Raw genomic sequence first — 12,361 nt, forward strand, 5'->3', positions numbered from 1 at the left:
TCTAAACGTCATAAAAATAATTACAGTAATTTATTTTTTTATAAAAAAGAAGCCGGAGAAATCGGCTTCTTTTTTATCGATTGTATTATTCCGCTACGACATGAACCTTAATTTTCGCTGTAACTTCATGATGTAGTTTGACTGGTACGTTAGTGTAACCTAGAGAACGAATTGGGTTGGCTAATTCGATTTTGCGTTTATCCAATTTTACATTGTATTGTTTGTTTAAGGCTTCTGCAATTTGTTTTGAAGGAATTGAGCCAAATAAACGGCTGTCTTCTCCAGCTTTTGCCTTGATCTCTACAACAGTCTTTTCATCTTCTAAAAAGGCTTGCATTTCTTTTGCTTGTGCTAAAACTTCTGCTTCATGTTTTTCTTGGGCTTTCTTTTGACCCGCTAACGCACTCATGCTCCCTTTATTGGCTTCTTTCGCATAACCATTTTTAATTAAAAAGTTTTGGGCGTAACCAGTTGGCACTTCTTTTACGTCCCCTTTTTTTCCTTTTCCTTTAACATCTTGTAAAAAAATGACTTTCATTTCCTTCACTCCTGTTCATACATTTCATTAATATTTTGACGAATTACATCAAGTAGTTGCTCTTTTACTTCTGCTACTGTTACGTTTGATAATTGTACTGCCGCATTAGTAAAGTGACCGCCACCACCTAAATTTTCCATAATAATTTGGACATTAATTGAACCATTACTCCGAGCACTAATGCCAATCTGTTGATCCGTCCGCTTGGTAATGACAAATGCTGCATTAATCCCTGCCATAGAAAGTAACGTGTCCGCTGTTTTGGCAGCTGTGACACTATCATATTCTTTGTCTTCACTCCCTGCAACAACGACGGTATCTTTTGTGACATATTCGCTTTTAGAGATTAAGTTGTTCATTTCCAGATAGCTTGTAAGATCAGAACTTAATAGATATTGTACTAAAGATGAGTCTGCTCCACAAGTTCGTAAATAACTAGCCACATCAAATGTTCGCGCCGTCGTTCGTGTATTGAAACTTTTCGTATCAACCACAATTCCCGCCAACATCATGGTTGCTTCAAAGGCCTGCAGTTTATTTGCGCTATTACTTTGATATTCGATCAATTCTGTGACTAATTCTGAAGCAGAAGAGGCAGAAGATTCAATATAAGAAAGCAAGGGTTTTGCTGGAAATTCGTCTCCTCGTCGATGGTGATCAATGATTACCACTTTATCAAAACGCTCATAGAGCTCTTGTGAGATCGATAGAGACGGTTTATGGTAATCTACCATAACTAATAAGCTACTTTCTTTCTTGCGCTTCATGGCCTCTTTAGGACTAATAATACGCTCTTCTAATTCTGGGTACTCTTTAATCGCCTCTAACACTCTTTTGACATCGGGAATGATTTCATTTTCATCTAAAACAATCCACGCTTTTCGATTATTAAACGAAGCTAAACGAGCAACACCAAATGCTGAACCTAACGCATCCATATCTGGATAACGATGGCCCATAATATAGATGTCAGCAGATTCCGCAATAATTCCCTTAATTGCCATGCTCATTGCGCGAGAACGTACTTGGGAACGTTTCGTCGTTACTGCCGTTTTTCCACCAAAAAATAACGGCTTCGCTTCATCTTTGGCTTCTTTTACAACCACTTGATCACCACCACGTACTAAAGCTGTATCTAGGTTCGTTTGAGCCGTGGTCCCGGTTTGATCTAAGGTTGGCCCCCCATAAGCAATCCCCATGCTTAACGTAATAGCTACTTCATGGTTAGCTGATTCCTTACGGATCGTATCCAAAATAGAAAATTTTTCGTCCATCATTTTTTGAATATCTTCCCATTGGGCAATGAAAAAATAACGTTCTGCATTGATTCGCTTATAAAAAACTTTGTATTGGTCCATCCAATCAGAAACCATCGTCGTAATGAAACTATTCAAATAAGAAATTTCTTTCTCGTCCATTGTATCGGTGACATCATCATAATTATCGACAGACACAATGCCAATAGCCGTTTGCATTTCGACTTTTTCTTGATACAAATTACTTTCTTTAGTGATATCTTCAAAAGTAATTGTATGTTGTTCTTTATTGACGCTAAAGCGATAGGTATTTTCGTCAATCGTAAAAATATCTTGGTTTCGTTCTGCTAATTCTAAATAAGACGTAACTTGGCTAGCGGTTAACGTTAGCTGATTGTCTTTATTAAAAATAGAAGCAGCATAAGGATTAAGCCATTCTACCGCGCGTGTTTCCCCGTTATACGTAATAATTCCCACAGGTACTTCATTTACAACATAATCCAACGATTGTTCAGCAATGGAACTTGCTTCTTGAATCTTTTCTACGTTTGTAATTTCTACATCTCTAATCAACAGCCGAATAACCACTAAGAGAAAGATATCTAATGCGATAATTACCGCCAATAGCAGCCATTTATTTGTTAGTAAGAAATAGAGGAGAAATTCTACTAAGAGAAGACCCACAACAATTAAGAAACCGTTTTTTTGAATTCTCTTCTTTTGCATTTTTTTGCCTCCAATCTTTCTGCAGACCTTTGAGGCGACTTGTTCCAACGAGCATATTGCTCTGGTGATTCACTAGTTATTTCATCCTTTATTTTATCACAAAACACTTCATTCTGCGAACCTTGTTATGTTTCACGTGAAACACTAGTCAAGATAAAAAAGAACCAAAGAGCAAGCTCTTTGGTTCTGGAAATTGTCATAAAATTATTGTTCGTCACTAACGAATGGTAATAATCCCATGATACGTGCGCGTTTAATAGCAATCGTTAATTTACGTTGGTTTTTAGCGCCAGTACCTGTAACACGACGTGGTAAAATTTTGCCACGTTCTGAAATGAATCGTTTTAACAATTCAGTATCTTTATAGTCGATGTATTCGATGTGGTTTGCTGCGATGTAGTCGACTTTCCGACGTTTACGTCCGCCTCTTCTTTGTTGTGCCATTCTTGTTCCCTCCTATCAAATTCGTTTAGAATGGTAAATCATCATCTGAAATGTCGATAGATGAACCTGAGCCACCAAATGGATCAGAATCTTTATCGAAATCAGGCATACCGTTGTTGTTTTGCGACTGAGAAGATGATGGATTGAAACTATTGTTGTTGTTATTAAATCCAGAACCGGCATTGTTATTACCAAAGCTACGATTTTGTGATTGATAACCATTTTCGTTGTTATTAAAGCTACCGCCGCCAGTTCCTCTTTGTTCTGAAGCAGAACGAGATTCTAACAATTGGAAGTTTTCACAAACCACTTCAGTTACGTAGACACGTTGACCTTGTTGGTTCTCGTAATTACGAGTTTGAATTCTTCCGACAACACCTAATAATGTACCTTTACGGGCATAATTAGCCATTGTTTCTGCGGGTTTACGCCAAATCACACAGTTGATAAAGTCTGCTTCACGGTCACCATTTTGATTCGTAAAGTTACGGTTTACAGCAAGTGTAAAGGTCGCAACAGCTGAACCACTAGCGGTGTAACGTAAGTCAGGATCTTTTGTCAATCTTCCGACTAATACAACGTTATTAATCATTCAAAACATCTCCTTTCGTCAATAAATGTTTCATGTGAAACAAATTATGCTTCTACCTTCACGATCATATGACGGATAATATCGTCATTGATTTTTGCTAAACGATCAAACTCGTTGATTGCGCCAGCTGTTGATGGAGAAGTAACATTAACGATATGATAGATGCCTTCACGGAATCCGTTCATTTCATATGCTAAGCGGCGTTTTTCCCAATCTTTAGATTCGATAACTTCTGCTCCGTTATCTTTTAAGATTGTGTCGAAACGTTCTACTAAAGCAGTTTTTGCTTCTTCATCAATGTTCGGACGAATAATGTACATGATTTCGTACTTCGTATCTTGACTCATTGATTTTCACCTCCCTATGGACTTCAAGGCTCTTAGTTGGCTAAGAGCAAGGAGAACATACCTAAAAAGGTAGTTCACAATCTCTAATTATATGCTAATTGATAGACAAAAGCAAGAAATAGTTTTGAAAAGCCCCAATAAAAAAGTTTCGCCAACTGGCGAAACTTTTTTATGTTATTCTTCTGTTTCTGATGTTGTTTCGTTTTCTGTTGTTTCTACAACTTCAACGATTTCTTCTTCCACTTCTTCTGGTTCTACAACAGCCATTGTTACCACTTTGGCACCATCTTCCATTCTCATTAAACGAACTCCTAATGTTGCGCGTCCTGTTTGAGAAACAGAATCTACGTTAAAGCGGATAATGACGCCTTTGTTCGTAATCAATAAGATATCTTCATCCCCATTGACCGTGGTTAAACCAGCTAATGGACCATTTTTCTCAGTGATATTTGCTGTCTTAATCCCTTTACCGCCACGTCCTTTAACTGGATATTCAGAAGCTTTTGTACGCTTACCATAACCATTTTCAGTAATGACTAGGACTTCTTTATTTTCATCCAGAATCGCTGCGCCGACCACATAATCATTTTCGCGGAGACGGATTCCACGAACACCTGATGCTGTCCGGCCCATATCACGTACAGTATTTTCATCAAATGTGACAGAGTATCCTGCATGTGTTCCGATAATCATCTTCTGATTGCCATTAGTCGTTACCACGTTAACTAACTCATCATCTTCTTTTAAGCTAATGGCGATTAATCCATTACTACGGATATTAGAAAAGGCTGTTACGGCTGTCCGTTTGACGGTTCCTTTTAAGGTTGTGAAGAACAAGTATTTACCTGCTTCCGCTTTGCCCTCAACAGAAATAATCGCTTGAATTTTTTCTGCAGAATCAATTCCCAGTAAGTTAATCACTGGAATTCCTTTTGCTGTTCTACCGTATTCAGGGATTTCGTAACCTTTTGCTCGGTAAACTTTCCCAGTGTTCGTAAAGAATAATAACGTGTCATGTGTTGAACAAGAAACTAGGTTTTTCACGAAATCATCATCATGAACGCCCATGCCTTGGACACCACGTCCGCCGCGGCGTTGCGCCCGGAATTCGGAGTTTGCCATCCGCTTAATGTAGCCGTTATTGGTTAATGTAATCACGACTTCTTCTTCTTCGATTAAATCTTCATCTTCAAGACTTAAGACTTCACCTACTAATAATTCTGTGCGTCGTGCATCACCAAATTTTGTGCGAACGTCATTTAACTCTGTTTTAATGATTTCAATGACGCGTTCTGGGCGGGCTAAAATGTCCTCTAAGTCCGCAATGAATTTCAATAGCTCTTGATATTCATTTTCAATTTTGTCGCGTTCTAAGCCTGTTAAACGGCGTAAACGCATATCTAAAATTGCTTGCGCTTGACGATCTGAAAATTCAAAGCGTTCAATTAACGTTGCTTTTGCTTCGTCATCTGATTGTGATCCACGGATAATGGCAATGATTTCATCGATATGATCTAAGGCAATTCGTAGACCTTCTAAAATATGCGCCCGTGCTTCTGCTTTGTTTTTGTCAAAAATCGTCCGGCGAGTAATGACTTCTTTTTGGTGCTCGACGTAATTTTCTAAAATACGTTTCAAGCTTAAAATTTTCGGTACGCCTTTTTCGATGGCTAACATGTTAAAACCAAAAGATGTTTGTAAGGCAGTCATTTTGTACAAGTTGTTTAACACAACAGAGGCACTCACATCTCGACGAACATCGATGACGATCCGCATGCCTTCACGAGAAGATTCATCCCGCAAATCAGTAATTCCTTCAATTCGTTTATCTCTGTGTAATTCAGAAATTCGTTCGATTAATTTGGCTTTATTCACCATATAAGGCAATTCAGTTACTAAAATACGTTCTTTTCCATTCGGCATTTCAGTCAATTCAACTTTTGCACGAACAGTAATCGAACCTTTCCCTGTTTCATATGCTCGGCGAATCCCTGATTTCCCCATCACTAAACCGCCTGTTGGAAAATCTGGTCCAGGTAACACTTCCATCAATTCATTCGTCGTTACATCAGGATTGTCCATCAATAAACTTGTTGCATCAATCACTTCACTTAAATTGTGTGGTGGAATGTTTGTTGCCATCCCCACCGCAATCCCCGTTGTTCCGTTAACTAGTAAGTTTGGAAAACGAGCAGGTAAAACTACTGGTTCTTGTTCTGAATCATCATAGTTTCCTTGGAAATCGACTGTATTTTTGTTAATATCTCGTAGCATTTCTAAAGCAATTTTACTCATACGTGCTTCGGTATAACGCATAGCGGCAGCGCCGTCACCATCGACAGAACCGAAGTTTCCGTGGCCGTCAACTAACATAGCCCGATAACTAAAAGGTTGTGCCATCCGCACCATTGATTCGTAAATCGCAATGTCCCCATGGGGGTGATATTTACCCATAACATCCCCAACAATCCGGGCTGATTTTTTGTGTGGTTTATCAGGGGTTACCCCTAATTCGTTCATTCCATATAAGATTCGGCGATGAACAGGTTTTAAACCGTCACGAACGTCAGGTAACGCGCGGGCTACGATAACACTCATTGCGTAGTCAATGAAAGATTCTTTCATTTCGCTGGTCAGATTGACGTCTTGAATGTTTTCTTTAATTTCTTCACTCATGAATTTTTTCCCCTCTAAATATATGTTCTAGCGTCTCTTACAACGTTGCGACACATTAAATATCCAAGTTTTTCACGTAATGGGCATTTTCTTCGATAAACGCACGACGTGGTTCCACACGATCGCCCATTAGCATTTCAAAAATTTGGTCAGCTTCAATGGCATCATCGACACTCACTCGCGCCATTAATCGTTTTTCTGGGTCCATTGTTGTTTCCCAAAGTTGGTGATCATCCATTTCACCCAACCCTTTGTAACGTTGAACACTTGGTTTTGGTGAAGCAGGTAATTCTTCTAACACTTTTGCTAGTTCTTCTTCAGCATGTTTGCCCGGTTGAACGTAGGTGATGTTTTTCCCTTGTTTCACACCATATAGTGGTGGTTGGGCAATATACACATAACCAGCTTCAACAATTGGCCGCATGAAGCGATAGAACAAGGTTAATAACAACGTTCGAATATGCGCACCATCGACATCGGCATCGGTCATAATCACTAGTTTGTGATAACGTGCTTTAGAAACATCGAAATCTTCGCCGAAGCCTGTTCCCATAGCTGTAAATAATGACCGAATTTCTTCATTGGCTAAAATTTTATCCATGCTGGCTTTCTCAACATTCAAGATTTTCCCACGAATTGGTAAAATGGCTTGGAATTCACGGCTACGTCCTTGTTTTGCTGAACCGCCTGCCGAGTCTCCTTCGACGATAAATAATTCGCATTTTTCCGGATCTTTACTTGAGCAATCAGCCAGCTTCCCTGGCAAGTTGCTAATTTCTAACGCGCCTTTACGACGGGTGACTTCACGGGCTCTTTTAGCGGCTAAACGAGCTTTTGAAGCCAACATGCCTTTTTCGACAATTTGTTTGCCGACTGTTGGGTTTTCCATTAAAAATTTTGTAAAGTATTCTGAGAATAGACGATCCGTAACGGTCCGTACTTCTGAGTTCCCTAATTTCGTTTTCGTTTGTCCTTCAAATTGAGGATCGGGATGTTTGATGGAAACCACTGCGGTTAAGCCTTCACGAACATCTTCCCCAGTTAACTTTTCATCGTTTTCTTTCATCAATTTTTGTTTACGTGCATAGTCATTAATCACACGTGTTAAAGAAGTTTTAAAACCAGATTCATGCGTTCCGCCTTCATAAGTATGAATATTGTTGGCAAAACTTAAAATATTTGAGTGGTAGCCATCTGTATACTGCATTGACACTTCCACTGTAATATCTTGTTGCTCTCCTTCAATGAAGATTGGCTCTGGGAAAATAACGTCTTTATTGGCATTTAAATGCTCAACATAACTCTTAATCCCGCCTTCATAGTGATACTCTTTTTTATCTTCTTGTCCTTCACGACGGTCTTCAATTGAAATGTGTAAGCCTCGATTTAAAAAGGCTAATTCACGAACCCGTGTTGCTAATTTATCAAAATCATAAACGGTTGTTTCTGTAAAAATTTCAGGGTCTGGAATAAAGTGAACAGTGGTTCCGTGACGATCCGTTTCTTCGATAACTTTTAGGTCATCAACAACCGCACCACGACGATATTCTTGGTAATACACTTTGCCATCTTTATAAACACGAACATCTAAACTGGTCGATAAAGCATTAACAACAGAGGAACCAACACCGTGCAAGCCACCTGATACTTTATAGCCGCCACCGCCAAATTTCCCGCCGGCATGTAGCACTGTAAACACTGTTTCCACAGCTGGGCGACCTGTTTTGGCTTGAATCCCGACTGGAATTCCACGACCATCATCGATAACAGTAATACTATCGTCTGGTTCGATAATTACTTGAATTGATTTAGCAAATCCTGCTAAGGCTTCGTCGATAGAGTTGTCAACGATTTCCCATACTAAGTGGTGTAACCCTTCGCCACTAGTAGAACCTATGTACATACCAGGACGTTTCCGGACAGCTTCTAAGCCCTCCAAAACTTGAATCTGACTAGCGTCATATTCTTGCGCACGTTCTCTCATGTTTTTTTCTTCTTCTGTCATGTCGCTGAATTCCTTTCTATCTTGCCTTGTTGAACATAAAAAATATCTGGTTCAACTGTTAGCTTGTCTTTTATGTGATCTAAACTAGTTGTCGTTAAGAACGTTTGAACTTTGCCTTCAATCGTTTCTAACAAGTGAATTTGACGTTCATTATCTAATTCACTCATGACATCATCTAGTAATAACACAGGATATTCTCCTGTTTCTGAATGCATCAAATCAATCTCTGCCAATTTAATACTTAAAGCTGTCGTTCGCTGTTGGCCTTGTGAGCCATACGTTTGAACATTTTGACCATTGACAATAAACAGCAAATCGTCACGATGAGGGCCTAAAAAAGTATTCGCTTTAAACAATTCACGCTTACGATTGTTCATTAATTGTTGGAGCAATTGATTTTGAAGTGCTTCTAAGGAAAGATCCGTGTTGTCAATTGGGATGCTTGATGCGTAGTCAATGGTGAGCGTTTCGCGTCCATGACTAATTTTTTGATGGAGTAAGTTTGCCCAGTGTTCTAATTTTTTAAGAAAACCTAACCGAGCGTATAGAACTTTCCCGCCAAATTCAGCTAGCTGCTCTGTCAAAATATCCAGATAAACAGTATCTGTTTGTTTTTTTTCAGCTAGTTGTTTTAGGTATTGGTTCCGTTGCTTTAAAACAGACTGATATTGGACAAGATCATAAAGATAAATAGGACTCACTTGTCCGAGTTCCATGTCAATAAATTTCCGGCGGACTTGAGGTGAGCCTTTCACCAAAGATAAATCTTCTGGGGCAAATAAAATAACATTCAATTGCCCAATGTACGCACTGAGCCTTTTTTGCTCAATGTGGTTAACCTTTGTTTTACGTCCTTTGTTGGAAATTAAAATTTCCAACGGCACGGTGCCTGTTTTTTTTTCAACCACGCCACTAATTTTAGCTGCTGCTTGTTCCCAGCCAATTAATTCTTTTTCATTGCTGGTTCGATGACTTCGTGTCATTGCTAGAACATAAATGCTTTCTAACAAGTTGGTTTTTCCTTGGGCGTTTTCGCCTAAAAAAAGATTTAACGTTTTTGGAAAATCTAAGCTGACTGTTTCATAATTACGATAATGCTGAAGTGTCAGCTCATTCAGCCGCATCGTCGGACTCGTTTCCGTTTTTCACCATAAAAAAAGTACCTTCTTCAGGTATCTCAATCATCATGCCCGCATAAAGTTTCCGTCCGCGACGATTTTCCAACTCGCCATCAACAAACACGCTATTATCTGCCAAATACCATTTGGCTTGGCCGCCACTACCAATGACGTTGATTTCTTTAAGAAACTGACCAAGCGTTATATACTCAGTTGCTAAAACAAACGTTTTTTTCAATGTGCATCCCTCTTTTTTCTAATACGTTCTCATATATATTATACCCTTTTTCATAAGAGAAAACAAATTTATCTGTCTAATTTTCATTCTAAGCAATTTTAATTCTAAATGACCGAAAATATTATTAGGATAAAAAAACTCTTAAAAAGCATTTTAAAACGGAAATTGATATTTTCTTGAGAAAAAAGGGGCCTGATTTGGCAGAAATGACGAGTAGCGTTTAACTAAAAAACAATTTGGGGTAACTCAAAGACAAACGAAGAGGGCATGCATTGAAGAAAAGTAGCTTGTAGAGGTCTGAGCGTCGTTTTAAGCAACGTAAACTTCTTTCACTAGGAAATATTCATAAAAAAATGAACAGCCCTTAAACGAAAAATTAAAGGGCTTTTTTCTTTATCCACGAAAAAAAAGGCAGAATTTATTCGTCAAACGATAGTTCAAACATTCACAATCATATTAGCGTAAAAGCTATTCTAGTTATAAAAAGCTTATCTAGCAGCGTTTATCGGCTTTAAACAGACGACAAAAAAGAACCTTCGGCGATCATAGTGATTTTCCGAAGGTCTTTTTTAAACATGATTAATTTGTACGAACCGGTGTAATTAGTTGAATGAAATCTAGTTCTGTTTCGGTTGGCTCCAATGTAAACGGACGAATTGGGGAAAGGAATTTCACGGTAATATTCATATCGCCAAACGCTCGCAACGCATCTTTCATATAATCTGGGTTGAAAGAAATATCTAACGCTTCACCAGAAACATTTTCATAGTTTAACGCTTCTTCGACTTTTCCAATTTCAGGTGAATTTCCATATAAAACAACAGAGTCTGGTGAAATTGAAAGGCGAACAATATTGTTACGTCCTTCATGAGAAAGTAAAGAGGCACGTTCGATTGCTGAAAGCAATTCTGGTACATAAAATTCAATTTGCGTGTTATGGCTAGTTGGAATTAAACGGTTGGTATCAGGATAATTTCCTTCTAACAAACGAGAATAGAAGTACATTGTTTCTGTTTTAAATAGCACTTGGTTTTCCATAATGCTGATTTCAACCATTTCTTCTTCATTGGTTAATGAACGAGAAAGTTCAGTTAAACTTTTTCCTGGAATTACAATGTTAAAGTCTTCTACTGCTTGTTCTGTCGGGATCACACGTTGACTTAAACGATGTGAATCTGTTGCAACGGCAAGTAATTTTTGATTTTCTAAAATAAAGTGAACCCCAGTTAAAATTGGACGACTTTCGTGCATCGATACAGCAAAACCTGTTTCACTAATAATTTTTGTCAATAAATGAACAGGTAATTTCATTTGGTTTTGAGTATCAATTACTGGTAAGTGCGGATAATTATCCGCATCTAATCCATTAACCGTAAAATCAGCTTTTCCTGAAGTAATTGCAACTTGATTGTTATCTAGAACTTCCATTGTGAACATATCTTCTGGTAATTTACGAATAATTTCGCCAAAGAAACGAGATTGTAAAACGATGCTACCTGTGCGTTCAATGGTCATTTGAGCTTTTTCATCATCTTTACTTAAAAAACTTTCAATTGAAATATCCGCGTTACTCCCAGTAAGTGATAAGCCATCTTCTGATAAGACAATTTTAACACCTGTTAAGATTGGAATCGTTGTTTTAGAAGAAATTGCTCGTTGAACAGTTTGTAATTCTTGTAAAAAGACACTTCGTTTGACCGTTAATTTCATAATGTAAACTCCTTTTTAAGTATTTTCAATACGTTCTAATTTTGTACGCCACTGTTTTGTATATTATATATAAATAAATAATAAAAGTAATAGGGCATGTTGATTCTGTGGAAAAGTCAAAAGAGCATTGATTTTACTAAGTTATCCACTTGTGTATAAGTTGTGGATAACTTTGTTCTTTTTTGTTTAGTTTTCCACATCCTAAGAGTTCAATAAATTTTTAATTTCACTGACTTCTTTTTGAATCGCTGGATCTTTTTCCAATAATTGCTGAATCTTTTCGTGCGCATGAATCACCGTTGTATGATCTTTGCCGCCAAATTCGGCACCAATTTTTGGCAAGGAATTGTCGGTCATTTCTCTAGCAAGATACATTGAGATTTGACGAGGAACCACAATTGTTTTCACCCGTTTTTTCCCTTTTAAATCCTTAAGAGGCACATGATAATATTTGGATACTTCTTCTTGAATTTGTAAGATGGACAATTGATTTTTACTACCAACTGATTTTAGAGATTTCAAGGCGTCCGCCGCTAAACTAGTGGTAATATCTTCTCCATTAATAGTTGCAAAGGCTTGAACGCGGACCAAAGCACCCTCTAATTCACGGATGTTGGAATCGATTTGACCAGCAATATAACTTAGTGTATCATCCGGAATTTCTAAACGCTCGGCATCTGCTTTTTTGCGCAAAATTGCAATTCGTGTTTC

Annotated in this window: 11 protein-coding genes; all 11 read right to left on the reverse strand. The window is 38.1% G+C overall.

Annotated elements, in window-relative coordinates; genetic code table 11:
- Positions 1-85: 85 nt before the first annotated feature.
- Complete coding sequence (gene rplI, locus KQI94_RS09905) at positions 86-538, reverse strand: 50S ribosomal protein L9 (protein ID WP_002356023.1); 453 nt, start codon at positions 536-538, stop codon at positions 86-88.
- Between the two features lie 5 nt (positions 539-543).
- On the reverse strand, positions 544-2,568 hold the full coding sequence (locus KQI94_RS09910) for a DHH family phosphoesterase (RefSeq protein WP_002363542.1): 2,025 nt from the start codon (positions 2,566-2,568) through the stop codon (positions 544-546).
- Between the two features lie 156 nt (positions 2,569-2,724).
- Positions 2,725-2,964: a 30S ribosomal protein S18 gene (gene rpsR / locus KQI94_RS09915; RefSeq protein WP_002356021.1), complete on the reverse strand. Its 240-nt coding sequence runs from the start codon at positions 2,962-2,964 to the stop codon at positions 2,725-2,727.
- Positions 2,965-2,989: 25 nt separating this feature from the next.
- Positions 2,990-3,556 (reverse strand): single-stranded DNA-binding protein, encoded by a 567-nt coding sequence (gene ssb, locus KQI94_RS09920; RefSeq protein WP_002364599.1) that lies wholly within the window; start codon positions 3,554-3,556, stop codon positions 2,990-2,992.
- 44 nt (positions 3,557-3,600) lie between these two features.
- Positions 3,601-3,903 carry a 30S ribosomal protein S6 gene (rpsF, locus tag KQI94_RS09925; protein WP_002356019.1) on the reverse strand — a complete coding sequence of 101 codons (303 nt, stop codon included), beginning with the start codon at positions 3,901-3,903 and terminating at the stop codon, positions 3,601-3,603.
- 174 nt (positions 3,904-4,077) lie between these two features.
- Positions 4,078-6,579, reverse strand: a complete 2,502-nt coding sequence (gyrA, locus tag KQI94_RS09930; RefSeq protein WP_002383521.1) for a DNA gyrase subunit A — start codon at positions 6,577-6,579, stop codon at positions 4,078-4,080.
- Positions 6,580-6,634: 55 nt separating this feature from the next.
- Positions 6,635-8,584: a DNA topoisomerase (ATP-hydrolyzing) subunit B gene (gyrB, locus tag KQI94_RS09935; protein ID WP_002359210.1), complete on the reverse strand. Its 1,950-nt coding sequence runs from the start codon at positions 8,582-8,584 to the stop codon at positions 6,635-6,637.
- Complete coding sequence (gene recF, locus KQI94_RS09940; RefSeq protein WP_002356016.1) at positions 8,581-9,708, reverse strand: DNA replication/repair protein RecF; 1,128 nt, start codon at positions 9,706-9,708, stop codon at positions 8,581-8,583. The genes gyrB and recF overlap by 4 nt, the downstream gene beginning before the upstream one ends.
- Positions 9,695-9,940, reverse strand: a complete 246-nt coding sequence (gene yaaA, locus KQI94_RS09945) for a S4 domain-containing protein YaaA (protein WP_002356015.1) — start codon at positions 9,938-9,940, stop codon at positions 9,695-9,697. Before yaaA ends, recF begins: the two co-directional genes overlap by 14 nt.
- 579 nt (positions 9,941-10,519) lie before the next feature.
- Positions 10,520-11,650, reverse strand: coding sequence for a DNA polymerase III subunit beta (dnaN, locus tag KQI94_RS09950; RefSeq protein WP_002356014.1), 1,131 nt, complete (start codon positions 11,648-11,650; stop codon positions 10,520-10,522).
- Between the two features lie 201 nt (positions 11,651-11,851).
- The coding region (locus KQI94_RS09955; protein ID WP_253296167.1) for a helix-turn-helix domain-containing protein at positions 11,852-12,361 on the reverse strand (510 nt) is incomplete at its 5' end.

The organism is Enterococcus sp. S183_ASV_20 (assembly GCF_018919685.1).
Taxonomy (GTDB): domain Bacteria; phylum Bacillota; class Bacilli; order Lactobacillales; family Enterococcaceae; genus Enterococcus; species Enterococcus faecalis.